Origin of the sequence: Pseudoduganella sp. LjRoot289 (genome assembly GCF_964252925.1) — a bacterium.
GTDB lineage: Bacteria > Pseudomonadota > Gammaproteobacteria > Burkholderiales > Burkholderiaceae_D > Rugamonas.
The window spans coordinates 4,590,929-4,615,565 of sequence record NZ_CAXUPN020000001.1; the positions used below are offsets into that span (position 1 = coordinate 4,590,929).

The window sequence follows — 24,637 nt, forward strand, 5'->3', positions numbered from 1 at the left end:
TAGAGCTACCAGTCAAAGCGTTCATCTTGTTCGCGGTATTCCGTTGCTTCACGCTGTCTTTCCCGATCCGCCGCTTTCGCGAGCTTTGGTATCGCAGCCTTCGCCCATTTGGCAATTCTTGCATCCGGATCCCGGCTAAGCTCATCCAGCAGCGGTTGCCGCCCGGCTAGGATGTCGGCAAGTGACCCACTCCATCCCATTGGACTAAGGTGTTTTGCGAAAGCTTCGAGCACAGGGATTGGATCAGGCGCCTCGTGGATCAGCCGCAGTGCGACAGGCGTCCATTTGATACCCACGATGTCATCAGCCTCCGGCGATACCTCGGAGGCTTGTTCTGCGTTGGGGCTGCGCCACCCGATCAGTTCAGATGCAAGGGCCGTGAAACGCGTCCCCGGCTTCTCATGCGCCCACTGAAGTAACACTTCGTCATCGATCTTGCGAAGAGCGCACTGCCCATCCTCGCGAAATGAGCTAAGCAAACCGCGCCCTGATTGGCTATCCGCACGGGCAGGTTCCAACGCTTCTCCGAGAACAATCCGCGGGAACACTCCCGCGATTTCGGCGACTAGCTCCGCGTAGTCATACGGCGAAACCTTATACTCATTAATTCCCACTAGCAGCCGCTGGCACAAGCGTTTAGCAAGCAGATCGTCTGCCGGATGCGCAAGGCAGTGGCGTACAATTTCGGCGAGCTTATGCGGCTCACGATTCTTGTTTTCGTCGAACGTAACTTGCTCAAGCAGTGCCTTTGCAACCTCTCGCTCAACCCTTGTGATCTGCTTCTTCTCTGACCGCAGTGAAAACAGGCGCATAGTGAGAATCTCTGTTGCGGCATCTAAGCCACCTTCCTTCTGAGCCATCACAGAGAGAAGTTCTTTAAAATCCGAACCAGTCAAATCGTCTGTTGATCGTCCGCTAGCGAGAATATGAAGTGTCCACGCAGGTAGGGACTGCGACAACATAGTCTCGACTAATCGTTTGCATCCCGCCCTATCTACCCCAACACATAGCTGCATATGAGGGAGGAATGGATGCCAATGACGATTTAATGTTGTTGCATCAAGCAGCTGGTTGGCTTTCGCGCGATCCCTTTCGGCCAACCCAGCCAAAAAACCGCCGGGAAATGTGTAGACCTTACCGTGATGATCGGGGGCGAGTACAGCATGTTCGATAGCTTCCCAGGCCACCGTCGGATTCGTCGCTGTCCGCCCGACCGCTCGGGCTACAAAATGCACCCTTTCGGATCTGGACTGCAGAAGCTCTGGCAAATGATCTCTAAGCCGATCAACGTCTATAGTGGACCCCGAGTTTGAGACGTTGGTTTAAGCTGTTGTCCTCGATAGGATGAGAGCAAATGGCAGAAGGCAAAAAACGCAGGGTACATACGGCAGAGTTCAAGGCCAAGGTCGGACTGGAAGCGGTACGCGGGGTAAGGACGGTGACGGAAATCGCGCAGGAGTTCGGCGTGCATCCGGTGCTGGTGGGGCAATGGAAAAAGGAAATCCTGGAGAACGCCGGGGCCTTGTTCGACACCAAACGCGGTCCGAAACCGATCGATGAAAGCAGCCCGGAGGACAAGCTGTACGGCGAGATCGGGCGGCTGAAAATGGAAGTGGACTGGCTTAAAAAAAAGCTGGGGCCGTGAGCCAACAGGCGCGCTTTGGCTGGATCGAACCCGAGCACGCAAAGCTGCCGCTGACACGCCAATGCGAGCTGGCCGGTGTGCCGCGCGCGACGGTGTACCGGCGGATCGATGCGGCAACCCGGCAGGCGTGCGAGGACGAGGACGACCTGAAGCTGCGGGCGCTGATTGACGAGGAGTACACCCGCCGGCCTTTTTACGGCAGCCGACGCATGACGGTGTTCCTGCGCGCAGCGGGCCATGAGGTCAACCGCAAGCGCGTGCAGCGCCTGATGCGCAGCATGGGGCTGGCGGGTATGGCGCCGGGGCCGAACACGAGCAAGCCGCACCCGAAGCACAAGGTCTATCCGTACCTGCTGCGCGGTGTGGCGGTAACGCGGCCGAACCAGGTGTGGTCGACGGACATCACCTATATTCGGCTGGCGCGGGGCTTCGCCTATCTGGTGGCGGTCATCGACTGGTACAGCCGCAAGGTGCTGTCCTGGCGCATCAGCAATAGCATGGACGCGTCGTTTTGCGTGGACTGCCTGGAGGACGCCTTGCGCCACCACAGAGGGCCGGAGGTGTTCAACAGCGACCAGGGCTCGCAATTCACCAGCACGGCTTTTACCGATGTGCTTAAGCGTGAGGGCGTCACCATCAGCATGGATGGACGTGGCCGGGCGCTGGACAACATCTTTGTCGAGCGGCTGTGGCGGAACGTGAAGTACGAGGATGTGTATCTGAATGGGTACGTCAACATGGCGGAGTTGACGGTGGGATTGGCGCAATACTTCGCGTTCTACAACGCGCAGCGCCCGCACCAGGCGCTGGGCTACCAAACGCCCAGCCATGTCTACAGCGCCGGTGTTGGCGGCGGTGCATTGATCGTCGACAGGTTTGGTGACGATGACGATAAGCCGCAGGACAAGAGAAATACGGGGCAGCGCCGGGCAGCTGACGAGGTGGAAATGGGCACAGCTTAAATTAACCGGCAAAGTGTCTTGACTGACGGGTCCACTTTAGTCTGCAGCGAGTTCGGCGCCAATGTCATCGCATTCTTTCTCGATGCTGCTGCGCGCTTTCTCGTAACAGCGGAGCGTGTCAATGATTTTGAAACACCTGGTTGAATCGGCGAGAGTCTAAGTCTCGTTTTTCAGGCTGCCTTTTTCTCCATGGTCGGTGGGTTGATCCAAGCCGCCGTTGGCAGCTTCTGCGGCTGCGGCATGCGGTGTTTGAAACGGTTCGGCGTGCGCTGGAAGGCGCCGGCCAGCGTGGCTTGTCGCAGCCTGTGTACTTCGGTCGCGCGGCCGGTGTGGACACTCTCAGGCGTCATCATGCCGATACCGGAATGGCGGTGCTGCTGGTTGTACCAAGCGAAGAACTGGACGCAGTGGGCGCGAGCGTCAGCGAGCGAGCCAAAGCGCGCCGGGAAGCCCGGCAGGTACTTCATGGTCTTGAACTGGGCCTCCGAGTACGGGTTGTCGTCGGAGACGTAGGGTCTGCTGTGCGCCTTGGCAATGCCCAGGTCCGACAGCAGCGTGGCCACCGGCTTGGAGCGCATGCTGCTGCCCCGGTCTGCATGCAAAGTCAACGCGCCCGGAGCGATGCATTCTTTGGCGGCGGTGTCTGCAATGAGCTGCTCGGCCAGCTCGGCGGTCTCCTGTTCGGCCACCATCCAGCCGACGACGTAGCGACTGAAGATATCGAGGATGACATACAGATGGAAACAGGTTCCCCTGACCGGTCCCTTCAGCTTTGTGATGTCCCAGCTCCAGACTTGATTGGGTACCACGGCCAACAGTTCGGGTTTGGTGTACTCGGGATGGCGCAACTGGTTGCGTCGCTCGCGCACGGCGGCACAGCCTTGCAGCAGGCGGTACATGGTGCGCACCGATGCCACGTAACGCCCCTCATCGAGCAATTGGGCGTGAATAGCCGCCGGCGCGCAATTGGCGAAACGCGGGCTGTTGAGCACGTCGAGCACGACGCGGCACTCCAGTTCCGACAACGCCAGCGGCGGACGCCTGACCGGTGCGCCGCTGGTCGGAGCCAGCAACGGACAAACATTGCGCGCGGCGCGGTCGCGATACAACGCACTGCGCGGCAGGCGCAAGGCTTGGCAGGCGGCAGCCACTCCGACCTGGTCGGCCAAGCTGTTGGCGGCGTTGATCACTTCGGCTCGCTCAGCGTGTCGCCGGTGCTCAGGCCCAGCAGAGTGGAAAGTTTTTTTTGGACGTCGATGATTAAATCGGCCTTGACCAACTTGGCGCGCAGGCGTTCAACTTCCTTTTCCAGCTCCAGAACCCGGCGATCTTGGGCTGCGGCGGGATTGGCTTTCGGTCCGCGCTTGCGCTCCAGTGCGCCGGCTTCGCCGCTGAGCTGACGCTGTTTGCGCCAAGTCGCCAGATGCGACGAATAGATGCCTTCACGACGCAGTAAAGCGCCGATGTCGCCGGGTGCCGCGCAAGCGTCCGCGGCCGCCAGAATGCGCAGTTTCTCAGCCTTGGAAAAGGCGCGCCGCTTGGCGGTGGGGACAACCTCGGGGTCGGGACGTTGGGCCTCGGCGGCCGGCACGATAACGGCGTCCTGGGGAGCTGCTGAAGTACTAATTTGATGCTTTCGGTTGTGCATATTGGGAGCCTACCGCTGTACTTTAAATTAATCGGGTAGGTGTCTCAAGTTATATTGGCACAGGGGGGTCGCTCAAGTCTTCGATGTGGGCAGGCGTGACCTCAAAAATCATTGTCTCTTACAGCCGTTCGTTATCCAGATTTGCTTACTTGGTCCATAGATTAGCCCGTTAGTGCAAGGGGACTTATCTCCTTGGCGATGGTCTTGCCAGCCAAGGTTTCCGCAATACGAAGATCGTATGCGCTTTGGAGATTCAACCAGCCTTGAGCCTCGCTCCCAAAGTAACGTTCCAGTCGAAGGGCAGTATCAGCTGTCACCGCACGCTCTCCCTTGGTGATTTCAGCGAGGCGGGAATAGGGAACATGCAAGGCCAGGGCCACAGCACGCACACTTACTCCCATGGGTTTGATGTAGTCTTCCACCAGAATCTCGCCAGGGTGGACAGGACGCATACCGTTCTTGAACATGATGAACTCCGAAGCTATTCAGTTTTTTCACCAGGTTGCTCCTGGATCAATGTGGATCTTCAATCCGCACCTCATAGGGGCCATTCTCGCCCCATTTGAAGGTCAGGCGCCACTGGTCGTTAATTCTCACGTGCCAAGCGCCGCCGTACTCCTTCAGATCGTTACCTGGAGGAGCCTTCATAAATTTCACCGATGGAGCCGCATCAAGTTGGGCCAGCTTGCGCTCAGCTACGCTCTTGATGTTGATGAACTTCCGGCTCTTTCCCGTCGTAAATAGGGCCTCCGTGTCGGGACACCCGAAAGATTGGATTGGCATGGGTGAATGTTATCCGTGAACCGGATAACGGTCAATCAAGCTACCTGTATCTACTACTCGCTGGCGCAAGAACGGCCGGGAAATGTGCGAGCTTCAATCGCCGCGCTATGACGAACTGCAGCGAAAGCAGTCTACAAGAGCTGAGTGACATGTCTGGAATGGTCTAGCCTCGGGCGACCGACGGGCTAACGGAGTCTAGGAGTTTCCTTGCGGAGGCGAATTCGGTCCAAAAAACGCGGCGCCTGAGCGATCCTGGACTCTGTTAGACCGAACTCTCTTCGTTTGGAGCGAATTGGAGTGCCTCCAAAAAGAGCCCCCCCTACCCGCAGCACCAGGACTGTTATTCCTGTGCCGGCGCATCCTCTTCCGGTGCGTCGTCGCCGTCCTCATCCGTGCCCTGCTCGCCCGGCGGCTTGTTCTTGGCTTCCAGCTTGCGCCTGGCCTTCTCCTCGGCCTTTTTCTTCTTCTCCAGTTCCCGCTGACGTTTCTCGTAACTGAAATTTGTCTTAGCCATAACCACCTCTCTATGTTGCGAACAGTGTTCGTTCAGCTACATTATGACGCACTTGAGGCCGACGCAAATATTTCAGCCTCGGGGATGATGTTGCGCATGCAAATGCTTGAGCCGCTCGCGCGCCACATGGGTGTAGATCTGGGTGGTGGAAATGTCCGAATGGCCCAGCAGCAGCTGCACCACGCGCAGGTCGGCGCCATGGTTCAGCAGGTGGGTGGCAAAAGCGTGGCGCAGCGTGTGCGGCGACAGCGGCGAGGTGATGCCGGCCTTTTGCGCGTGCTTCTTGATCAGCACCCAGAACATCTGCCGCGTCATGCCGGCGCCGCGCCCGGTGACGAACAGCGCGTCGTCCTGCTGGCCGTTCAGGATGGCCCAGCGCGCCTCCTGCATGTAGCGCTCTATCCACACGCGCGCCTGCGCGCCGAACGGCACCAGCCGCGTCTTGGCGCCCTTGCCGGTGATGCGCAGCACGCCGTCGTTCAGGCTCAGCTCGAACGTCTTCAACGCCACCAGCTCGGACACGCGCAAGCCGCTGGCGTACATCAGCTCCAGCATGGTGCGCTCGCGCAAGCCCAGCGCCGTGCGCACGTCGGGCGCGGCCAGCAGCGCCTCCACCTGCGCCTCGCTCAAGGTGTGGACGAAGCGCAAGGCCTGCTTGGCGCCCTCCTTCTTCAGGCAGGGGTCGGCCGCCACCAGCTTCTGGCGCAGCGCGTACTGGTAGTAGCGCTTCAGCACCGACAGGCGGCGGTTGGCCGTGCTGGCCTTGGTGTCCGTGTGGCGCGCGCTGAAATAGGCGTCGATATCGTGCGCGGCCACCGCGTGCAGCCCGGCCACGGCCGGCCGCGCCAGCTCCAGCCAGCGCGCGAAAGCGCGCAGGTCGCGCCGGTAGGCATCCAGCGAGTTCTTCGCCAGGCCGTCCTCCAGCCACAGCGCGTCGCAGAAGTCGTCGATCAGAGCAAGGTTGTCTGCTGCCATGCGTATTCGCTATGTCCTTCGTGCGCCAGCAGCCAGCGCTTGACGTTGAGGTGAAAGCCGTTGGCGTCGTCGTGGTTGGCGAAGCCGCCCAGGCCGTTGGCGCCCGTCACGCGGTGGCAGGGCACCGCCAGCGGATACCAGTTGGCGCCGCAGGCCTGGCCGACCGCGCGCGGCGCCGACTCCAGGAATTTGGCCAGCTCGCCGTAGGTGCGCACCTGGCCGCGCGGAATGCTGTTGATGGCGCCCCACACGCGGCGCTGGAATGCGCTGCCGACGGCCGCCAGCGGCAGCTGGAAGGGGAAGTCGGCGTCGGCGCAGTAGCGCAGCACCTGCTCGGCCGCCAGCGCGGCCACCGCGTCCTGCGCATCCTTCTCGGCGTAATGCGGCGGCAGGTAGACCATCTGCGTCACCAGCGCGCCGCCGGTGCGGATGCCCAGCGCGCCGAAGGGTGTGGCGACGACGGCGTTGAACAAATCACTACTCTGTTGTATTTTCATCACGCGATTTTGTGAATATGTGGTATTCATACTACACCACCAAAACGGGGCGGGCAAAAAAAAAGCGCACTGCAACAGTGCGCTTTCAATCATGCTTTCACGGAACCGGCCGTTTGGCGCCGCCGTAGCACGCTTGTGGCGGCCTGCGGCGATCTTCCAACGACATACTGTGAACCGTGTGTCTCCTCAATGTTTATGCGGTATCCAATACCGTTTCTTATCGACTTCTCCCCACTAATTCTGTCTTCTTGCTACCCGAGCGCATATCGTTATTCGTTCTGTTTGCCTCTGGAGCGAAGCAATCATAACTGATCCAAAAACGTTTTTGCTCATTTTTTTGTGGCAAGAAAATATTTAGTTTAGGAGTAAATCAAGTTAGGCAGCCACAAGGAAATCTGTGGTACGTAAGTCACCACGACCAGGAAACCGAGCATGGTGAGCAGCCATGGCCAGACCGCGATGGTCAGTTCGGTAATCCCCATTTTGGTGATACCCGAAGCCACGTAGAGGTTCAGGCCGACCGGCGGGTGGCACATCCCCACTTCCATGTTGACAACGATCAGGATGCCGAAATGGACAGGATCGATGCCCAGCTTCATCGCCACCGGGAACAGGATGGGCGCCATGATCAGCACGATCGACGACGGTTCCATCACGTTGCCGGCCAGCAGCAGCAGGACGTTGACCACCAGCAGGAAGCTGATCACGCCCAGGCCCTGGCCGGTGATCCATTCCGCCATCGCCTGCGGGATGTTTTCGCTGGTCATCAGGAAGGAGAACAGCACCGCGTTGGTGATGATGTAGAGCAGCATGGCCGACATGGCCGCCGAGTCCAGCAGCACCTTGGCCACCTGCTTGAGCTTCAGGTCCTTGTAGACGAAGACGGCGATCACGAAGGCGTACACGGCTGCCATGGCGGCCGCCTCGGTCGGGGTGAAGGCGCCGCTGTAGATGCCGCCCATCACGATGACGATCAGCAGCAGGCCCCAGGCGCTCTTGCGGAAGGTGGCCCAGCGCTCGCCCCAGCTGGCCTTGGGCATGCGCGGGTAGTTGTTCTTGCGCGCCAGGAACCAGGTGGTCACGCCCAGCAGGAAGGCCAGCATGATGCCCGGCACCACGCCGGCCATGAACAGCTTGCCCACCGAGGTGTTGGTGGTCACCGAGTACATCACCATCACGATGGACGGCGGGATCAGGATGCCCAGCGCGCCGGAAGTGGTGATGACGCCGGCGCCGAAGCCTTTCGGATAGCCCTGGCGCACCATGGCCGGCAGGATGATGGAGCCGATCGCCACCACGGTGGCCGGCGAGGAGCCGGACACGGCCGCGAACAGCGCGCAGGCCAGCACGCCGGCCAGGGCCAGGCCACCGTGCCAGTGGCCGACCATGGAACTGGCGAAGTTGATCATGCGCCGCGCCACCCCTCCGTGTGTCAGGAAGTTGCCCGCCAGGATGAAGAAGGGGATCGCCATGATCTCGAACTTCTCGATGCCGGTGAACAGCTTCAGGGCCACCGATTCGATCGGCACGTCCGTCATGGTGAACAGGAAGGTCAGCACTGTCAGGCCGAGCGAGATGGAGATCGGCATGCCGGTCAACATCAAGGTCAGCAGCAGCACGAAAATGATCATGGCGTTCATGCTTGGGCTCCTTTTTCTTCAGCCTTCAGTTCGTCTTCCAGGCCTTCGACGTGCGAATGGTCGTGTTTCGGCAGATGGCCGGTGCGCAGGAAGGCCACCGTCACTTGCAGGAAGCGGAAGCACATCAGGTAGGAACCCAGCGGCACGGCCAGGTAGACCAGCCACATCGGCACTTCCAGGTCGGCCGAGGTCTGGTCGGTGTGGCCGATTTCCCACACGAAGGAGGCGCCCAGGGTGCCCACGATGCCGGTAAACAGCGCGCCGGCCAGCAGGCCGAACACGACGAACTTGTTGCGCCAGGCCGGGTTCATGCGGTTGATGATGACGTCGACGCCGACGTGGATGCCGGTGCGCACGCCGTAGGCGGCGCCGAACTTGGCCATCCACACGAACATGTAGATGCACAGCTCTTGCGCCCAGCTGGTGTTGAGTTGAATCAGGGCGTCCTGCAGGCCGGGGATGGGCAGGCCTGCCAGATAGCGGTGCACGACCGCTATGAAGATGATGACTGTGGCCAGACCCATCAGGGTCGCGATCAGCCATTCTTCCAGGTGGTCCAGGAATTTCATGGTTGAATTCTTTCCAGAGAAAGAGGAATGGGAGCGCGGGGCGGCAGGACGCCGCCCCGCTCAGGACATGCTAGCAGCGCCGGCTTACTTCGCGGCTTCTTTGTTGATGGCCTGGATCAGATCCTTGCCGATGCGGCCTTCCATGTCCTTCTGGACCGGCAGCAGCACCTTGCGCCAATCGGCTTGCTCTTTGGCGCTCAGGGTGTAGATCTCGGTCTTGCCGGACTTCTTGATGGCGTCCATGGCCAGGTCGTTGTCGCGCTGGGCGATGGCTTTCTCGAACGTGGTGGCGTCGCGCATCGCCGTTTCCAGCGACGTGCGGATGTCGGCCGGCAGGCCGTCCCAGAACTTCTTGTTGACGATGACGGCATAGCCCAGGTAGCCGTGGTTGGACACGGTCACATGCTTCTGCACCTCATGCATCTTCTGCGTGTACATATTCGACGGCGGGTTCTCGGTGCCGTCCACCACGCCGGTCTGCAGCGCCTGGTACACCTCGGAGAAGGCCAGCACCTGCGGGTTGGCGCCCAGCGTGCGCATCTGCGCGTCCAGCACCTTGGACGACTGGATGCGCATTTTCAGGCCCTTGAAGTCGGCCGGGGCGCGCAGCGGCTTGTTGGCCGACATCACCTTGAAGCCGTTGTCCCAGTAGGCCAGGCCGGTGATGCCCTTGCTTTCCAGCTTCTTCAGCAAGCCCTTGCCGATCGGACCTTCGGTCACGTTGTACAGCGCGGTCTTGGTCGGGAAGATATACGGCAGGTCGAAGGCCTCGAATTCCTTCACGCCCAGCGGACCGAACTTGGCCAGCGACGGCGCCAGCATCTGCACGGCGCCCAGCTGCAGCGCTTCCAGCTCTTCCTTGTCCTTGTACAGCTGGCTGTTCGGGTACAGTTCAACCTTCACGCGGCCATTGGTGGCTTTCTCGGCCAGCTGCTTGAAGCGTTCCGCCGCCTGGCCCTTCGGCGTGTCGGTGGCGACTACGTGGCTGAACTTGATGACGATGGGGGCTTGCGCGAAGGCGCTGAAGCTGGCGGCCGCGCACAGCGCGGTCAGAATGACTTTCAATTTCATGTGAGGTCTCCGCTCATGGTTAAAGTACATTATTATTGCCTACGATTATGCCTACGCTAGCAGTTTGGAACAGTTGTACGATACCCCGCTATTGTGGAAAACCACAATAGTCCCGTCTCCGCCAAAGCTTATGCTCCGCCCATGACTACACCGACCGCCAAGCCGCCGCGCCAGCACTTCACCAACCCGGTGCGCTGGCTGCTGCCGGTGGTGCTGGTGCTGTTCTTCCTGGCCGTGCTGATCTGGCTGCCGTGGCAGGCGCGCCAGATGGAGAGCAGCGAACGCCAGGAGCAGCTGATCGCCGACACGCTGTGGGTGGAACAGACCATCCGCTTCCAGCTCGGCCGCCACGAGGAGAGCCTGCGCAGCCTGGCCGGCGAGATCGCCTTCGGCCACTTGTCGCCCGAACAGGTGCACGCGCGGCTGCTGCGCATGCTGCAGAACGGCCACGAGGTGCGGCGCGCGATGTGGCTGGCCGCCGACGGCAAGGTGGTCGCCAGCAGCGACGCCTCGCCCCAGCGCGACTCCGGCCTGAGCGCGGCCTCGCTGGCCGCCGCCGACCAGGCGCGCCGCACGCACCGCCCGGTGTACAGCCAGCCCCAGCTCGGCGAGGCGGGCGGCGCCACTTTCGACTTCCACTACCCCCTGTTCAAGGGCGGCGACTACCTGGGCAGCCTGGTGGCGCGCTACCAGGCCGGCACCATCCTGGAAGAGATGGTGCCGTGGTGGTTTGCCCAGGACAACCAGATCACCCTGCTCGACCGCGACGACAAGGTGCTGGCGCGGCGCACCGCCGCCGGCCCAGGCCACGGGGTCTATACCCACAAGCGGGCGCTGGACCTGCCCGGCGCCTCCATCACCCTGGTCACCGACAGCGTGAAAAGCGAGCCGCGCCTGCTGCCCAACCTGCTGGTCGGCTCGGTGATCGCGCTGTCGCTGGCGCTGCTGTGGAGCCTGCTGGCGCTGTGGGGCCACATTTCGCGCCGGCTGGCGGCCGAGGGCGCGCTGCGTCAGCAGATGTCGTTCCGCACCGCGATGGAGAACTCGCTGGTGACCGGCTTGCGCGCGCGCGACCTGGAGGGCCGCGTCACCTATGTCAACCCGGCCTTCTGCCAGATCGTCGGCTACCCGCCGGAGGAGCTGATCGGCAAGCTGCCGCCCATGCCCTACTGGGCGCCGGAAGCGATGACCGAATACCAGCACCGCTTCGCCGGCGTGTTGGCCGGCAACGTCACGCCGCAGTTCGAAACCATCTTCCAGCGCTCCACCGGCGAGCGGGTGCCGGTGCTGATCTTCGAGGCGCCGCTGGTCGACAGCGTCGGCAAGCAGACCGGCTGGATGGGCTCCATCCTCGACATCTCGGACCGCAAGCGGATCGAGGAACTGAACCGGCAGCAGGAGGAAAAGCTGCAGACCAGCGCGCGCCTGGCCACCATGGGCGAGCTGGCGTCGATGCTGGCGCACGAACTGAACCAGCCGCTGGCGGCCATCTCCAGCTACACCACCGGCGCGCTGAACGTGCTGGCGCGCGCCGAGGGCTCGGGCGAGGCGCTCGATTGCGGCATGCTGAGGCCGGCGCTGCAGCAGGCCGGCGCGCAGGCCCAGCGGGCGGGCCAGATCATCCGCAGCGTGCATGAATTCGTCAAGAAACGCGACCCCGAGCGGCAAGAAGTGGCGGTGCAGTCGCTGCTCGACGGCATCGAGGCGCTGATCGACCTGCAGGCGCGGCAAAGCTATGTGTCGCTGCAGCTGAGCATCCCGCCCACGCTGCCGCCGGTGCTGGCCGACCGCGTGATGATAGAACAGGTGCTGCTGAACCTGACGCGCAACGGCATCGAGGCGATGGCCCAGGTGCCGCCCGCGCAGCGCCTGCTGCGGGTCGAGGCCAGCTACGACGCCGCGCTGTCGCAGGTGACGGTGGAAGTGATCGACCACGGCCACGGCATACCGGACGACGTCGCCGCGCGCCTGTTCGCGCCCTTCTTCTCGACCAAGGCCGAAGGCATGGGCATGGGTTTGAGCATTTGCCGCACCGCGATAGAATTCCATGGCGGCACCCTGATCCACCAGGCCAATCCGGCCGGTGGCACCATCTTCGCATTCACGCTGCCGGCCGCCGCCGGCGCGCCCTGAAAGGACTGACAACATGCTGCATATCGTGGACGACGAAGCGGTGGTACGCGACTCGCTTTCCTGGCTGGCTTCCTCGCGCGCGATCGCCGCGACCGCCTACGCCAGCGCGGCCGAGTTCCTGGCATGGACCGAGCGCGGCGAATTCGACGCCCAGGGCGACTGCGTGCTGCTCGACGTGCGCATGCCCGACATCAGCGGCGTGGCCGTGTTCGACCAGCTGGCCGCGCGCGGCCTGACGCAGCGCCTGCCGGTGATCTTCCTGACCGGCCACGGCGACGTGCCGATGGCGGTCGACACGCTCAAACGCGGCGCCTTCGACTTTTTCGAGAAACCCTTCAACGACAACCAGCTGATGGACCGGGTGCAGGAAGGCCTGGCCAACTCGCGCCAGGCCAGCGCCTCGGCGGCGATCCACGCGCGCCTGGCGACGCTGTCGCTGCGCGAGCGCGAAGTGCTGGACCTGATCCTGGCCGGCAAGATGAACAAGGTCGTGGCCGACCAGCTCGGCATCAGCATGCGCACGGTCGAAGTCCACCGCGCCCACATCTTCGACAAGATGCAAGTCAAAACCGCCGTCGAGCTGGCTGGCCTGCTGAAATAGCGAAACACCGTCGTTCCCGCGCAGGCGGCAATCCCGCTTGCCGATCCGCCGCCGACGCATGGATTCCCGCCTGCGCGGGAATGACGCCTTTGTTCTGCGGCACCGCGCCGGTCTATGTATTCAACAATGCAGCGCCAGCGCCCACTCGACATGCTCGCGCACCAGTTCCGACGGATGCGCGCGGCGCGCGTGCAGCGCGGCGACGATGGCCGGATCGCCGCGCAGGCCGGCGGCGGCCGCGTTGCCCAGGCCGACCGCGATGTTGCGCAGCCAGCGCTCGTGGCCGATGCGGCGGATCGGGCTGCCTTCCATCTTGCGGTTGAACTCGTCCTCGCTCCAGCCGAACAGTTCCACCATGCCCGCGCCGCCCAGGCCGTGCCGCTCGTCGAAGTCCGGCAGCGTGGCGCGCTGGGCGAACTTGTTCCACGGGCAGGCGGTCTGGCAATCGTCGCAGCCGTAGACGCGGTTGCCGATCAGGGGCCGCATTTCTTCCGGGATCGCGCCCTTCAACTCGATGGTCAGGTAGGAGATGCAGCGGCGCGCGTCCAGCCGGCCGGGGCCGAGGATGGCTTGCGTCGGGCAGGCGGTGATGCAGGCGCTGCACTGGCCGCAATGCGCACCGGTCGCATCGTCGACCGGCAGCGGCAGGTCGACCAGGATCTCGCCCATGAAGAACATCGAGCCGGCGCTGCGGTTGATCAGCAAGGTGTGCTTGCCGCGCCAGCCCAGGCCGGACTTTTCGGCCAGCGGCAGCTCCATCACCGGCGCCGAATCGGTAAACACACGGTAACCGAATTCGCCGATGGCGCCCTTGATGCGGTCGGCCAGCTGCTGCAGCCGCGCGCGCAGCACCTTGTGGTAATCCCGCCCGCGCGCATAGACCGAGATCACGGCGGCGGCCGGATCGGCAATGCGCGCGGCCTCCCGCTCGCGCCAGTCCTCGCCCAAGGCCGCGGGCAGGTAGTTCATGCGTGCGGTGATCACGCGCACCGTGCCGGGCACCAGTTCGTCCGGGCGCGCGCGCTTCATGCCGTGTGTTGCCATATAATCCATTTCACCGTGCATGCCCGCGTCCAGCCAGGCTTGCAGTCCCGCTTCGGCGGCGGACAGGTCGATGTCGGCCACGCGCACTTCGGCGAAGCCCAGCTCGGTGCCCCATGCCTTGATGGAACGGACCAGTTCATCTAAATTGAGATCGGCAGGGGACATCGGCTTTACAATGCAGCGTTAAGCAACTTATACAACTCACAGCCCACATTTTATTCGATGCAGCACTTTACATCCCACCTCCACGACGAAGCCGGCACCGCCGCCCTGGGCGCGGCGCTGTCGCGCGCCATCGCGCCGGGCATGGCGATCTATCTGCACGGCGACCTGGGCGCGGGCAAAACCGCCCTCACCCGCGCGCTGCTGCACGCGGCCGGCCACGCCGGCCATGTCAAAAGCCCGACCTACACGCTGTCCGAACCCTACCTGGTGAAGATCGCCGGGCGCGACGTGAACGTGATCCATTTCGACTTGTACCGCATGAGCAGCCCCGAGGAATTCCTCGACGCCGGCTTCCGCGAGGACTTCAACGGCGAGAACGTGTGCATCGTCGAGTGGCCGGAAAAGGCCGACCCCGTGCTGCCGCCGCCGGACCTGCATATATTCTTGACTGTGGCCGGCGAAGGACGTGATGTAGAATTGCAAGCGTCCTCCGCTTTAGGTATGTCATGCCTGCAACGCCTCAAATTCGCCTCCCAGCTGTGAAGTCCCGCCACCGGCGCACGGTCCTGCGGGCCGGCGGCGCGCTGCTGCTGTCCGTGCTGGCGCCGCTGTCGGCGCGCGCCGCGCAGATCCTGGCGGTGCGCGTCTGGCCCGCCGCCGACTACACCCGCGTCACGCTGGAGAACGATTCCAACCTCAAGGCCACCCACTTCATCGTCAAGGATCCGGAGCGCCTGGTGGTGGACATCGAGGGCCTGGAGCTCAATCCCACGCTGAAAACACTGGTCGCCAAGATCCAGTCGAACGATCCCTACATCCGCCAGGTGCGCGTGGGCCAGAACCGGCCCAACGTGGTGCGGCTGGTGTTCGACCTGAAGGAACAGGTCACGCCGCAAGTGTTCACGCTGCCGCCCGCCGGCCAGTACAAGCACCGCCTGATCTTCGACCTGTATCCGGTGAACGCGGTCGATCCGATCGCGGCCATGATAGAAAAAGGCGACTTCAGCGGAGTACAGACCGGCACGGCCACGGCCGACGCTGCGGGCGCACCGCCGGCAGCCAGCCTGCCGGGCGTGCCTGCGCAGGCCCCGCCCGGCAGCGCCGCGCAAGCCGCGCAGGCGACCCTGGAAGCGCAGGCGAAAGCGGAAGCGCGCGCTGAAATCAAGGCCGAGGCGAAGGCCGAAGCCGCCGCTGGCAAGACCGACATCGCCGCAGCCCAGTCCGAGCAAAAAGCCGAACACAAAGAGCCGCTGCCGCAAGCCAGGCCGCTGCAAGGCCAAAAAGTTGCGCGCATGATCACCATCGCGCTCGACCCGGGCCACGGCGGCGAGGATCCCGGCGCCACCGGCGCCAGCGGTTCGCGCGAGAAGGACATCGTGCTCGCCATCGCCAAGCGCCTGAAGAGCAAGCTGGAGCAACACCCCAACATCCGCGTGATGCTCACGCGCGACGGCGACTATTTCGTCCCGCTCGGCAACCGCGTGGAAAAGGCGCGCAAGGTGCAGGCCGACCTGTTCGTCTCCATCCACGCCGACGCCTTCGTGCAGGCCTCCGCGCGCGGCTCCTCGGTGTTCGTGCTGTCGGAAAAAGGCGCCAGCTCCAGCGCCGCGCGCTGGCTGGCCAACAAGGAAAACGAAGCGGACAACATCGGCGGCGTCAACGTGCAGGGCCACGACAAGCAGCTCGCCAGCGTGCTGTTCGACCTCTCGACCACGGCGCAGATCAACGACAGCCTGAAGCTGGGCAAGGCCGTGCTGGGCGAAATCGGCGGCATCAACCGCCTGCACAAAGGTTCGGTTGAACAGGCCGGCTTCGCGGTGCTCAAGGCGCCCGACATCCCGTCCATCCTGATCGAGACCGCCTTCATCTCCAACCCGGAGGAAGAGGCCAAGCTGAAGGACAACGACTACCAGGACAAGCTGGCGGACGCCGTCGTCAAAGGCATCCGCCAGTACTTCGCGAAAAATCCGCCGCTCGCCAAGAGCCGGCTAACCTGATTCCCCCCTGATCAAGGAAGAGCAATGATACGCAGCACGACCCACGGCGACCTGCCGGCTGTCAGCATCACCGCGCCCGACGGCGCCCAGGCCGTCGTGGCGCTGTACGGCGCGCACCTGCTGTCGTGGAAAACGGCCGACGGCAAGGAGCGGCTGTTCCTGAGCGCGCGCTCGCCGATGGACGGCAGCGCGGCCATCCGGGGCGGCGTGCCGGTGATCTTCCCGCAATTCTCCACGCGCGGCGACGGCCAGCGCCACGGCGTGGCGCGCCTGTCGAACTGGCGCCTGGGAGAACACGGCCCGGACGCGGACGGGGTCCACGCAGAATTCGAACTGACGCAGGACGACGTGCCCGCGCAACTGGCGCAAGGCTGGCCGCACGCCTTCGCGCTGCGCCTGCGTTTCACGCTGCGGGGCGACACGCTGCACATGCGCTTCAAGGTGCGCAACAGCGGCGCGGAGGACTTCAGCTTCGCCTGCGCGCTGCACACCTACTACGCGGCGGGCGATTTCGAGCGCAGTTCGCTGCACGGCCTGGAGCAGGGCGAGATTGCATTCGGCCCGGCGCTGGACAACATCTACGCCGCGCCGCCGGCGCTGGAACTACGCACGGCCGACAGCACGCTGCAGCTGGAGCAGCAAGGCTTTACGGAATGGGTGGTGTGGAACCCTGGCGCGGAAGGCGCGGCCAAGCTGGCCGACATGGCCGACCACGAGTGGCGCCAGTTCCTGTGCATCGAACCGGCGCGCGTGAACAAGCAGGTGCTAGCGGCCGGCGCCGAATGGACCGGCCAGCACAGCATCACGGCTACGTAGCGCGGGATAGCGGGCTTCGCCCGCGTAAGCCGCCAAAACGGGCGCATCGTACGAACGTCACTCCTGCCGGAGTGACTCAAGAGCAGCAACGCTGCGTAACGCGCCATTGTTTGCAGACAGTCGGCGCTTGGCGGCTTACGCGGCTACGCCGCTAGCCCGCCCTACATGGATTCCTTGACGATGCGGCCCGACGCCGGCTGCACCGGGCGCGAATTGAGCGGGTACAGGCGGCTGAACAAGGCCATCTGCGCCGGCGAAGCTTGCACCGGTTCCTTCATCACCAGCCACAGCACGTTCTCGGTGCACGGCGGCGTGGTCAGCGAGCCCATGAAGGTGAAGTAGTCGCGCCGCTGCGGCAGCAGGTCGTTCGGATCGAGCACGATGGACGGCGACATCACGTCGCCCTTCTCCAGCGGCAGGTTGTTCCACACGGTCTGGATCGCCGGCTGCGGCTTGCCGCGTTCGAGCAGCAGCGCCAGGACCGCCAGGCGGCCCTCGCCGTCCTTGTGCACCAGGTGCACCACCATCTCGAAGCCCCTGCCGTTGATGCGCTCTTCCGACGGCCGGTGGAAATGGAACTGCACCAGCTCATACATGCGGTTGCCGACGTTGAGGAAATTGCCTCCGCCCATGGTCACCTGCACCGTGTGGCCGTTGTCCTGCACGCTGAACGAGGACGGATGGTAGTCGAAGGCGATCTGCTCCAGGTCGACCTTCATGCCGTCGCGGATATCGATCGGCGACTGGCGGTTGCCGGTGCTGCACTTGGCCCAGTCCGAATTGATCTTGCTCCAGTTGGCCGGGCCGAGTTCACCCTCGTAGCCCCAGTGCGTGCCGTTGGCGCGCGGCGGCGGCGCAGCGGCGGCCTTGGCGGCCTTGATGGCGGCCTCCTTTTTCGCCTTCGCGGCGGCGGCGGCGCGCACGGCCTGGTTGGCGCGCATCTCGGCCAGGCGCGCGGCGATCTTGGCCGACAGTTCCGCCTCGGCCTGCTCTTCGCGTTCGCGCTCGCTCAGGCGCGGCGCCGCCGGCGCCCTGGGGCTGATCTTGGGCAAGCCTTTGACGACGGACGTGCTGGCGCCGCCGAGCGGCGCCGGATTGGACGGCCGGATGTTTTCGATATTGGTCTTCAGCGCGGCCGATTTGGGCGGCGCGTAGGGCGGCGGATCGTTGGCGGCGCCCGCCGCCGCGATGGCGAAGCAGCAGGCAGTCAGGGCGATCAGGTTACGCATGGGAATCCAGGAATGAGAAATGCATACCTGGTTTAACGGTTGCACAGGGGTAAAACTTGAGCTGTGCGGGCGGAAAATCAGCCGCGGCAGGGCGCCGCGGCGTTTGTTGCAATGCGGGTCAGCGGCCCAGCACGCGGCGGCCCAGCTTCCAGGCGCCGCCCAGCGCCAGCGGCACGATGGCCACGCCGACGCCTATCATGACGATGGTGGTCAAATGGTCGCGCACCAGCGGCATATTGCCGAACAAATAGCCGCCCACGGTCAGCGATACCACCCAGGCCACGGCGCCGGTAACGTTGTATAGCTGGAAACGGCTGAAGGTCATGTCCGACACGCCGGCCACGAAGGGAGCGAAGGTGCGCACCACGGGAATGAAACGGGCCAGGATGATGGTCTTGCCGCCGTGCTTTTCGAAGAAGTCGTGGGTACGGTGCAGCGCTTCCTTGTTGAGCCAGCGGTAGTCATGGGTAAACACCCGTTGCCCGATGGCCTCGCCTATCCAGTAGTTGACGGTATTGCCGGTGACGGCAGCGGTGATGAGCAGCGCGATCAGCATCGGCAAATTCATCTGGCCATTAGCGCACAGCGCGCCGGCAATGAACAGCAGCGTGTCGCCCGGGAAAAAGAACAGCACCACCAGGCCGGTTTCACTAAAGATAATGAAAAACAGCACGGCGTAGACCCAAAGCCCGTATTGGGCGATCAAGGTGTCCAGCGCCTTGTCGACATGCATCAGCATGTCTAGTAATTGCACGAAATCCATAAAAATCCCAAAAGGTAGCGCCGGAATCATACACCACACTGAGCGGTGCAAGATCGTAGTCACGATTAATTTTGCCACCCTGCAGTATGGGGACGTTTGCCGGCATTACAATTCCCGCACCCATAACAAGGAGACCATGGATGCATGCTGACCAAGTATTGAGGAAAAGGCCGGCGATCCCGGCCCTGGCCACCGCCCTCTGCGCCGTCCTGCTGGCCCAGCCGGTCCAGGCAGCCGAGCCGGTGAATCCGCCGCGACCGGCCGCGGCCGACGCCGTCAACGCGTCCAAGCCTGCCGAATGGCGCCCGCTGGACCCGGAGCACACGCTGTACATGGAGCTGCCGGGCGGACGCGTGGTGATCGAGCTGGCGCCCGCCTTCGCGCCCGCGCACGCCGCCAACATCCGCGCCCTGGTGCGCGAAGGCTATTTCGACGGCCTGGCCGTGCTGCGATCGCACGACAACTACGTGGCCCAGTGGGGCGACCCGGACGAGAAAAACCCGCGCCCGCTGAAAACGGCCAAGGCCAGGCTGGCCGGCGAGTTCACTATGCCGATGTCGAACGACAAACATTTCACGCCGCTGCCGGACCGCGACGGCTACGCCGCCCAGGTCGGCCATTCGAACGGTTTCCCGTCCGCGCGCGACCCGAAAACCGGCCGCGCCTGGCTGGCGCACTGCTACGGCATGGTCGGCGTGGGCCGCGACGTCGACAGCGACAGCGCCAACGGCAGCTCGCTGTACGCCGTCACCGGCCACGCGCCGCGCCATCTGGACCGCAACATCACGGTGGTCGGGCGCGTGGTGTCCGGCATGCCGCTGCTGTCGTCGCTGCCGCGCGGCACCGGTCCGCTTGGTTTCTACGAGCAGCCCGGGCAGCAAGTGCCGATCAAGGCCGTGCGGCTGGCGGCCGACGTGCCCGAAGCCGAGCGCAGCAAGCTCGAAGTGATGCGCACCGACTCTGCCAGCTTCAAGGCCGTGGCCGAAGCCCAGCGCAACCGCGGCGGCCCCTGGACCAAGGTCCCGGCCGGCTACATCGAGCTGTGCAATGTCACCATCCCCGTGCGCGAGCAAGGCAAGTAAGCACAGCCGTATCATTCCCGCGCAGGCGGGAATCCATACTTCCCCTGCCGAAGATACCGTGTAATTGTTCCAGCCGTGGCATTCCCGCGCACGCGGGAATCCATACTTCGCCTGCCGGAGATACTGTGTATGGATTCCCGCTTTTCGCGGGAACGACAGTCGCCCTCCCCCTGGTGTTTTATAATCACGGGATGAACGCTCCCGCCCCCTTCCGTCCCATCCAGGCCCTGCCCGACCAGTTGATTTCCCAGATCGCCGCCGGCGAGGTGGTGGAGCGGCCGTCGGCCGTGGTCAAGGAATTGCTGGAGAACGCGCTCGACGCTGGCTCCTCCCAGATCACCGTGCGGCTGGAGGAAGGCGGCGTCAAACGCATCGCCATCACCGACAATGGACGCGGCATCGCGCCCGAACAGATGCCGCTGGCCCTGGCGCGCCACGCCACCTCCAAGATCGCCTCGCTGGACGACCTGGAGAACGTCGGCACGCTCGGCTTCCGGGGCGAAGCGCTGGCGTCGATCGCCTCCGTGGCGGCCGTCACGCTGACCTCGCGCACCGCCGACGCGGCCCACGCCTGGGAACTCACCGGCTCGCACAACGGCACCGTCACCCCATCGTCCGGCGCGCACGGCACCACCGTCGATGTGCGCGACCTGTATTTCAACACGCCCGCGCGCCGCAAATTCCTGAAGTCCGAGCAGACCGAATTCGGCCACTGCGCCGAAGTGGTGCGCCGCATCGCGCTGGCGCGGCCGGATGTGGCGTTCTCGCTGTCGCACAACGGCCGCACCGTGGACCACTGGATGGTGGGCGAAATGGCCAAGCGCAGCGCGCAGATCCTGGGCGAGAACTTCGCCACCGCCCGCCTGTCCATCGACGAACACGCCGGCCCGCTGCGCATCCACGGCTACGCCGGCCTGCCCACCGCGTCCAAGGCGCGCGCCGACGGCCAGTTCTTCTACGTGAACGGCCGCTTCGTGCGCGACAAGGTGCTCATGCACGCGGTGCGCGCGGCCTACGAGGACGTGCTGCACGGCGACCGTTTCCCGTCCTACGTGCTGGCGCTCGACCTGGATCCGGCGCTGGTGGACGTCAACGTGCACCCGTCGAAAATCGAAGTGCGCTTCCGCGACAGCCGCGCGGTGCACCAGTTCGTGTTCCACGCGGTGCAGCGCGCGCTGGCGCAGACCTCGGCCACCGCGCACGGCAGCGTGCCTTCGCCGCTGCCCGCCGCCGACGGCCTGAACGCGACCACGCCAGGCTGGCGTCCGCAGGAGCAGACCTCGTTCGGCTCCATCCTCAATCCCGACTACCAGCCGACCTTCTCAGCCTCGCCTTTCGGCCAGCCGCAGCGCCAGTTCGGCGACGCGGCCGGCACAAACGGCGGCGTGGCGCAGAGCACGGAACGCTACGGCGCCCTGTTCGGCGGCGGCACCGCCTTCGGCGCGCGCGCCAGCTACGGCGTCGAAGACGGCGCCGCCGGCTATGGCGCTGCGGGCAACCTGCCCGGCGCTGCCGAAGGCGGCAACGGCACCCGCGGCATGCCCGGTGCTGCCGGCTCGGGTTACGCCCTGCCGCAAGCTACGCCCTACACCGCCTCCTCCGCCGCGCTGGCCGCAGAGGAGTTCCCGCTCGGTTTCGCCCTGGCCCAGCTGCACGGCATCTACATCATGGCGCAGAACAGCAAAGGCCTGGTGCTGGTGGACATGCACGCCGCGCACGAGCGCATTCTGTACGAGCAGTTGAAGAACGCGCTCGACGCGCAAGTGTCCGGCCAGGACATGCAGGTACAGCAGTTGCTGATCCCCGTCACCTTCTACGCCGACCCGGTGGAGGTGGGCACCGCGCAGGAACACCAGGAAACGCTGCAGTCGCTCGGCTTCGACATCGCCGCGCTGTCGCCGACCACGCTGGCGGTGCGCACCGTGCCCGCGCTGCTGAAGAACGCCGACGCGCAAACGCTGGCGCGCGACGTGCTGCGCGACGTGCGCGAATTCGGCGGCTCGCGCGTGCTGATCGAGCGCAGGAACGAACTGCTCGGCACCCTGGCCTGCCACACCGCCGTGCGCGCCAACCGCATCCTGTCGGTGCAGGAGATGAACGCGCTGCTGCGCCAGATGGAAAGCACCGAGCGCGCCGACCAGTGCAACCATGGCCGCCCGACCTGGGTCCAGGTTGAAATCAACGCACTCGACAAGCTGTTCCTGCGCGGCCAGTGATCTGACGCAAGCACCGACTTAAGCAAGCCTGAACCAAGCCAGCCCCGAAAGCAACATGACGCAACAAGCATCCCTAGCAAGAGCGAAACCGCTGGCCGTGGCCATCATGGGCCCCACCGCCAGCGGCAAGACCGCCGCCGCGCTGGCCATCGCGCAGCAGATCCCGTCCGAAATCATCTCCGTCGATTCGGCGCTGGTGTATCGCGGCATGGACATCGGCACCGCCAAGCCCACGCGCGAGGAACGCGCCGCCGCGCCCCACCACCTGATCGACATCCTCGATCCGCTCGACTCCTACTCGGTGGCGCAATTCCGCGCCGATACGCTGCGCCTGGTCGACGAGATCGTCGCGCGCGGCAAGCTGCCGCTGCTGGTCGGCGGCACCATGCTGTACTTCAAAGGACTGGCCGACGGCCTGGACGACCTGCCCGGCGCCGACCCGGTGCTGCGCGCCGAACTGGAAGAACAGGCCGCGCGCGACGGCTGGCCGGCGATGCACGCGCGCCTGGCGCAGCAAGACCCCGCCACCGCCGCCCGCCTGGCGCCGAACGACGCCCAGCGCATCCAGCGCGCGCTCGAGATCATCGCGCTGAGCGGCAAGCCGATGTCCGAGCTGCTCGCGCTGCGCGAACAGACCGAGCTGCCCTTCGACCTGCTGTCGTTCGCGCTGGAGCCATCCGACCGCGCCGTGCTGCACGAACGCATCGCGCGCCGCTTCGACCTGATGCTGGAGGAAACCGAGGACGGCGACCTGATCACCGAAGTGGAACAGCTGCGCCGCCGTGGCGACCTGCACCCCGGCCTGCCGTCGATGCGCTGCGTCGGCTACCGCCAGGCGTGGGAGTACCTGGACGGCACCATCGACTTCAAGACCCTGCGCGAAACCGGCATCATCGCCACCCGCCAGCTGGCCAAACGCCAGCTGACCTGGCTGCGCTCGATGCCGGAACGCGTCGTGATCGACTGCCTGGCGCCCGATACGGCAGGCACGATGCTGGCCGCGATCCGCGCGGCGGGCGCCTGACTACTGCGGCTGCACCGCGCTCGGGTCCATCCACACCACTTCCCATACGTGCCCGTCCAGGTCCTGGTAGGCGCGGCCGTACATGAAGCCGTGGTCCTGCGGCGAACGCGGCTCGGTGCCGCCCGCCTCCAGCGCCCTGCCCACCCGCTCATCCACGCCCGCGCGGCTGTCCTCCGTCAGGCAAAGCAGCACCTCGGTGCTCTTTTTCGCGTCGCAGATCTCGGTGTTGATGAAGCCCTGGAACTTCTCATGCGTGAGCAGCATGGCGTAGATGGTGTCCGACACCACCATGCAGGCGGCGGTGGCGTCGGTGAACTGGGCGTTGAAGGAATAGCCCACCCGCTTGAAGAATTCGACCGACTTGTCCAGGTCGCGCACCGGCAGATTGACAAAAATGTTGGTAGCCATACATGTCCCCCGTTGTGGATTTAGCATCGAAACAGGAGCATAGCAAAAAAATGCAGGCTTGCGCTTGACAGTTCGGCGCCCGAAACGCGATAATTCTGGCCGTTGCGGTGATATAGCTCAGTTGGTTAGAGCACAGCATTCATAATGCTGGGGTCGGTGGTTCAAGTCCACCTATCACCACCAACCGTTCGGTGATATAGCTCAGTTGGTTAGAGCACAGCATTCATAATGCTGGGGTCGGTGGTTCAAGTCCACCTATCACCACCAAGATACTCAGAGAAGCCCTGCTCCGGAAACGGACCAGGGCTTTTTTGTTGTCAGAACGGCTTGTAGGGCAGGAACTTGCCGTCCAGCGTAATGACCGCGCGCGAGCCGCCTTCGGGGTCGTCCACCTTCTGGATATCGAGCTTGAAGTTGATGGCGCTGATGATGCCGTCGCCGAACTGCTCGTGCACCAGCGCCTTCAGCGTGGTGCCGTAGACCTGCACCATTTCGTAGAAACGGTAGATGGTGGGATCGGTCGGCACGCCGCCGGGTATGCTGCCGCGCAGCGGGATGGTCTGCATCTGCGCGGCCGCTTGCGAGTCCATGCCCAGGCGGTCGGCCACGGTGGCGGCAGCTTCCTTCGGCAGCGGGTGCTGGCCCAGCAAAGCGGCCGTCACATAGGGCACGCTCAAGCCCGTGCCTTGGGCCAGCTGGGCCCACGTCAGATCCTTCATGGCCTTCGCGGTGAGAATGCGGGCGCTCAGCGCCATGTGCGCGTCCTGCGTATGGGTCGATTGCGGCATGGTGTTTCCTTTTAGGGAAGTGGAAAACGGACACTCACTTCCATGCAACTACCATGCCACATTTCCG

General features: G+C 64.1%; 24 protein-coding genes and 2 tRNA genes. 11 read left to right on the forward strand and 15 right to left on the reverse strand.

Annotated features, from left to right (window positions below):
* Window positions 1–5 precede the first annotated feature (5 nt).
* The gene (locus tag ACSQ8Y_RS19580; RefSeq protein ID WP_436268105.1) at window positions 6–1,187 is read right to left on the reverse strand and encodes a hypothetical protein; all 1,182 of its coding nucleotides are present in this window, start codon (window positions 1,185–1,187) and stop codon (window positions 6–8) included.
* Between the two features lie 167 nt (window positions 1,188–1,354).
* Between ACSQ8Y_RS19580 and ACSQ8Y_RS19585 the strand changes: the two genes are divergently transcribed.
* A protein-coding gene (locus ACSQ8Y_RS19585; RefSeq protein ID WP_436264818.1) for an IS3 family transposase occupies window positions 1,355–2,607 on the forward strand; the annotation gives its coding sequence in 2 pieces (ribosomal slippage) (window positions 1,355–1,634 and window positions 1,634–2,607; 1,254 coding nt in all).
* A 170-nt stretch (window positions 2,608–2,777) separates the two neighbouring features.
* Here the strand turns inward: ACSQ8Y_RS19585 and ACSQ8Y_RS19590 are convergent.
* From ACSQ8Y_RS19590 to ACSQ8Y_RS19630, 9 genes are all read right to left on the reverse strand, one after another.
* A protein-coding gene (locus ACSQ8Y_RS19590) for an IS3 family transposase (protein WP_436268106.1) occupies window positions 2,778–4,255 on the reverse strand; the annotation gives its coding sequence in 2 pieces (ribosomal slippage) (window positions 2,778–3,827 and window positions 3,830–4,255; 1,476 coding nt in all).
* A 161-nt stretch (window positions 4,256–4,416) separates the two neighbouring features.
* Entirely contained in the window at window positions 4,417–4,722 is a 306-nt protein-coding gene (locus ACSQ8Y_RS19595; protein ID WP_436268107.1) for a HigA family addiction module antitoxin, read from the reverse strand.
* A gap of 46 nt (window positions 4,723–4,768) precedes the next feature.
* Window positions 4,769–5,038 carry a type II toxin-antitoxin system RelE/ParE family toxin gene (locus ACSQ8Y_RS19600; protein WP_436268108.1) on the reverse strand — a complete coding sequence of 90 codons (270 nt, stop codon included), beginning with the start codon at window positions 5,036–5,038 and terminating at the stop codon, window positions 4,769–4,771.
* A gap of 340 nt (window positions 5,039–5,378) precedes the next feature.
* Window positions 5,379–5,552 (reverse strand): hypothetical protein, encoded by a 174-nt coding sequence (locus ACSQ8Y_RS19605; protein WP_436268109.1) that lies wholly within the window; start codon window positions 5,550–5,552, stop codon window positions 5,379–5,381.
* A 72-nt stretch (window positions 5,553–5,624) separates the two neighbouring features.
* On the reverse strand, window positions 5,625–6,527 hold the full coding sequence (xerD, locus tag ACSQ8Y_RS19610; RefSeq protein WP_436268110.1) for a site-specific tyrosine recombinase XerD: 903 nt from the start codon (window positions 6,525–6,527) through the stop codon (window positions 5,625–5,627).
* Window positions 6,503–7,024 carry a methylated-DNA--[protein]-cysteine S-methyltransferase gene (locus ACSQ8Y_RS19615; RefSeq protein ID WP_436268111.1) on the reverse strand — a complete coding sequence of 174 codons (522 nt, stop codon included), beginning with the start codon at window positions 7,022–7,024 and terminating at the stop codon, window positions 6,503–6,505. The genes xerD and ACSQ8Y_RS19615 overlap by 25 nt, the downstream gene beginning before the upstream one ends.
* A 359-nt stretch (window positions 7,025–7,383) precedes the next feature.
* Complete coding sequence (locus tag ACSQ8Y_RS19620; RefSeq protein ID WP_436268112.1) at window positions 7,384–8,664, reverse strand: TRAP transporter large permease; 1,281 nt, start codon at window positions 8,662–8,664, stop codon at window positions 7,384–7,386.
* On the reverse strand, window positions 8,661–9,233 hold the full coding sequence (locus ACSQ8Y_RS19625) for a TRAP transporter small permease (RefSeq protein ID WP_436268113.1): 573 nt from the start codon (window positions 9,231–9,233) through the stop codon (window positions 8,661–8,663). Before ACSQ8Y_RS19625 ends, ACSQ8Y_RS19620 begins: the two co-directional genes overlap by 4 nt.
* 84 nt (window positions 9,234–9,317) lie before the next feature.
* A complete protein-coding gene (locus tag ACSQ8Y_RS19630; protein WP_436268114.1) occupies window positions 9,318–10,304 on the reverse strand; it encodes a TRAP transporter substrate-binding protein in 987 nt (328 codons plus the stop codon).
* 141 nt (window positions 10,305–10,445) lie between these two features.
* Here ACSQ8Y_RS19630 and ACSQ8Y_RS19635 point away from each other — a divergent pair, with 141 nt between their 5' ends.
* Together ACSQ8Y_RS19635 and ACSQ8Y_RS19640 are read left to right on the forward strand one after the other, a co-directional pair.
* Window positions 10,446–12,437, forward strand: a complete 1,992-nt coding sequence (locus tag ACSQ8Y_RS19635; RefSeq protein ID WP_436268115.1) for a PAS domain S-box protein — start codon at window positions 10,446–10,448, stop codon at window positions 12,435–12,437.
* Between the two features lie 13 nt (window positions 12,438–12,450).
* Window positions 12,451–13,038, forward strand: a complete 588-nt coding sequence (locus ACSQ8Y_RS19640; RefSeq protein WP_436268116.1) for a response regulator transcription factor — start codon at window positions 12,451–12,453, stop codon at window positions 13,036–13,038.
* A gap of 120 nt (window positions 13,039–13,158) precedes the next feature.
* Here the strand turns inward: ACSQ8Y_RS19640 and queG are convergent, their stop codons facing one another.
* Window positions 13,159–14,247, reverse strand: a complete 1,089-nt coding sequence (queG, locus tag ACSQ8Y_RS19645) for a tRNA epoxyqueuosine(34) reductase QueG (protein ID WP_436268117.1) — start codon at window positions 14,245–14,247, stop codon at window positions 13,159–13,161.
* Window positions 14,248–14,304: 57 nt separating this feature from the next.
* Here queG and tsaE point away from each other — a divergent pair, with 57 nt between their 5' ends.
* From tsaE to ACSQ8Y_RS19660, 3 genes are read left to right on the forward strand one after another with little or no spacing between them, the layout of a single operon-like run.
* A complete protein-coding gene (tsaE, locus tag ACSQ8Y_RS19650) occupies window positions 14,305–14,790 on the forward strand; it encodes a tRNA (adenosine(37)-N6)-threonylcarbamoyltransferase complex ATPase subunit type 1 TsaE (protein ID WP_436268118.1) in 486 nt (161 codons plus the stop codon).
* Window positions 14,754–16,244: an N-acetylmuramoyl-L-alanine amidase gene (locus ACSQ8Y_RS19655; protein ID WP_436268119.1), complete on the forward strand. Its 1,491-nt coding sequence runs from the start codon at window positions 14,754–14,756 to the stop codon at window positions 16,242–16,244. The genes tsaE and ACSQ8Y_RS19655 overlap by 37 nt, the downstream gene beginning before the upstream one ends.
* A gap of 24 nt (window positions 16,245–16,268) precedes the next feature.
* Complete coding sequence (locus ACSQ8Y_RS19660) at window positions 16,269–17,060, forward strand: D-hexose-6-phosphate mutarotase (protein WP_436268120.1); 792 nt, start codon at window positions 16,269–16,271, stop codon at window positions 17,058–17,060.
* Between the two features lie 161 nt (window positions 17,061–17,221).
* Here the strand turns inward: ACSQ8Y_RS19660 and ACSQ8Y_RS19665 are convergent, their stop codons facing one another.
* Window positions 17,222–18,289, reverse strand: coding sequence for a carbonic anhydrase (locus tag ACSQ8Y_RS19665; RefSeq protein ID WP_436268121.1), 1,068 nt, complete (start codon window positions 18,287–18,289; stop codon window positions 17,222–17,224).
* Window positions 18,290–18,407: 118 nt separating this feature from the next.
* Window positions 18,408–19,052, reverse strand: coding sequence for a VTT domain-containing protein (locus ACSQ8Y_RS19670; RefSeq protein ID WP_436268122.1), 645 nt, complete (start codon window positions 19,050–19,052; stop codon window positions 18,408–18,410).
* Window positions 19,053–19,192: 140 nt separating this feature from the next.
* Here ACSQ8Y_RS19670 and ACSQ8Y_RS19675 point away from each other — a divergent pair, with 140 nt between their 5' ends.
* The 3 genes from ACSQ8Y_RS19675 to miaA all read left to right on the forward strand — a co-directional run bounded on the left by ACSQ8Y_RS19675 (window position 19,193) and on the right by miaA (window position 23,374).
* Window positions 19,193–20,134: a peptidylprolyl isomerase gene (locus ACSQ8Y_RS19675; protein WP_436268123.1), complete on the forward strand. Its 942-nt coding sequence runs from the start codon at window positions 19,193–19,195 to the stop codon at window positions 20,132–20,134.
* Between the two features lie 191 nt (window positions 20,135–20,325).
* A complete protein-coding gene (gene mutL, locus ACSQ8Y_RS19680; protein ID WP_436268124.1) occupies window positions 20,326–22,350 on the forward strand; it encodes a DNA mismatch repair endonuclease MutL in 2,025 nt (674 codons plus the stop codon).
* Window positions 22,351–22,405: 55 nt separating this feature from the next.
* Window positions 22,406–23,374: a tRNA (adenosine(37)-N6)-dimethylallyltransferase MiaA gene (gene miaA / locus ACSQ8Y_RS19685; RefSeq protein WP_436268125.1), complete on the forward strand. Its 969-nt coding sequence runs from the start codon at window positions 22,406–22,408 to the stop codon at window positions 23,372–23,374.
* Here the strand turns inward: miaA and ACSQ8Y_RS19690 are convergent, their stop codons facing one another.
* Window positions 23,375–23,782 carry a VOC family protein gene (locus ACSQ8Y_RS19690; protein WP_436268126.1) on the reverse strand — a complete coding sequence of 136 codons (408 nt, stop codon included), beginning with the start codon at window positions 23,780–23,782 and terminating at the stop codon, window positions 23,375–23,377.
* A gap of 106 nt (window positions 23,783–23,888) precedes the next feature.
* Here ACSQ8Y_RS19690 and ACSQ8Y_RS19695 point away from each other — a divergent pair.
* Together ACSQ8Y_RS19695 and ACSQ8Y_RS19700 are read left to right on the forward strand one after the other, a co-directional pair.
* A tRNA-Met gene (locus ACSQ8Y_RS19695) sits at window positions 23,889–23,965 on the forward strand.
* A 7-nt stretch (window positions 23,966–23,972) separates the two neighbouring features.
* A tRNA-Met gene (locus ACSQ8Y_RS19700) sits at window positions 23,973–24,049 on the forward strand.
* Between the two features lie 50 nt (window positions 24,050–24,099).
* Here ACSQ8Y_RS19700 and cynS read toward each other — a convergent pair.
* A complete protein-coding gene (gene cynS, locus ACSQ8Y_RS19705; RefSeq protein ID WP_436268127.1) occupies window positions 24,100–24,570 on the reverse strand; it encodes a cyanase in 471 nt (156 codons plus the stop codon).
* Between the last annotated feature and the right edge of the window lie 67 nt (window positions 24,571–24,637).

Bases quoted from the DNA above. Each gene is read 5' to 3' on its own strand.
- ACSQ8Y_RS19595 (WP_436268107.1), bottom strand. From the start codon at position 4,722: ATGTTCAAGAACGGTATGCGTCCTGTCCACCCTGGCGAGATTCTGGTG.
- ACSQ8Y_RS19600 (WP_436268108.1), bottom strand. From the start codon at position 5,038: ATGCCAATCCAATCTTTCGGGTGTCCCGACACGGAGGCCCTATTTACG.
- ACSQ8Y_RS19605 (WP_436268109.1), bottom strand. From the start codon at position 5,552: ATGGCTAAGACAAATTTCAGTTACGAGAAACGTCAGCGGGAACTGGAG.
- xerD (WP_436268110.1), bottom strand. From the start codon at position 6,527: ATGGCAGCAGACAACCTTGCTCTGATCGACGACTTCTGCGACGCGCTG.
- ACSQ8Y_RS19615 (WP_436268111.1), bottom strand. From the start codon at position 7,024: ATGAAAATACAACAGAGTAGTGATTTGTTCAACGCCGTCGTCGCCACA.
- ACSQ8Y_RS19620 (WP_436268112.1), bottom strand. From the start codon at position 8,664: ATGAACGCCATGATCATTTTCGTGCTGCTGCTGACCTTGATGTTGACC.
- ACSQ8Y_RS19625 (WP_436268113.1), bottom strand. From the start codon at position 9,233: ATGAAATTCCTGGACCACCTGGAAGAATGGCTGATCGCGACCCTGATG.
- ACSQ8Y_RS19630 (WP_436268114.1), bottom strand. From the start codon at position 10,304: ATGAAATTGAAAGTCATTCTGACCGCGCTGTGCGCGGCCGCCAGCTTC.
- ACSQ8Y_RS19635 (WP_436268115.1), top strand. From the start codon at position 10,446: ATGACTACACCGACCGCCAAGCCGCCGCGCCAGCACTTCACCAACCCG.
- ACSQ8Y_RS19640 (WP_436268116.1), top strand. From the start codon at position 12,451: ATGCTGCATATCGTGGACGACGAAGCGGTGGTACGCGACTCGCTTTCC.
- queG (WP_436268117.1), bottom strand. From the start codon at position 14,247: ATGTCCCCTGCCGATCTCAATTTAGATGAACTGGTCCGTTCCATCAAG.
- tsaE (WP_436268118.1), top strand. From the start codon at position 14,305: ATGCAGCACTTTACATCCCACCTCCACGACGAAGCCGGCACCGCCGCC.
- ACSQ8Y_RS19655 (WP_436268119.1), top strand. From the start codon at position 14,754: ATGCCTGCAACGCCTCAAATTCGCCTCCCAGCTGTGAAGTCCCGCCAC.
- ACSQ8Y_RS19660 (WP_436268120.1), top strand. From the start codon at position 16,269: ATGATACGCAGCACGACCCACGGCGACCTGCCGGCTGTCAGCATCACC.
- ACSQ8Y_RS19665 (WP_436268121.1), bottom strand. From the start codon at position 18,289: ATGCGTAACCTGATCGCCCTGACTGCCTGCTGCTTCGCCATCGCGGCG.
- ACSQ8Y_RS19670 (WP_436268122.1), bottom strand. From the start codon at position 19,052: ATGGATTTCGTGCAATTACTAGACATGCTGATGCATGTCGACAAGGCG.
- ACSQ8Y_RS19675 (WP_436268123.1), top strand. From the start codon at position 19,193: ATGCATGCTGACCAAGTATTGAGGAAAAGGCCGGCGATCCCGGCCCTG.
- mutL (WP_436268124.1), top strand. From the start codon at position 20,326: ATGAACGCTCCCGCCCCCTTCCGTCCCATCCAGGCCCTGCCCGACCAG.
- miaA (WP_436268125.1), top strand. From the start codon at position 22,406: ATGACGCAACAAGCATCCCTAGCAAGAGCGAAACCGCTGGCCGTGGCC.
- ACSQ8Y_RS19690 (WP_436268126.1), bottom strand. From the start codon at position 23,782: ATGGCTACCAACATTTTTGTCAATCTGCCGGTGCGCGACCTGGACAAG.
- cynS (WP_436268127.1), bottom strand. From the start codon at position 24,570: ATGCCGCAATCGACCCATACGCAGGACGCGCACATGGCGCTGAGCGCC.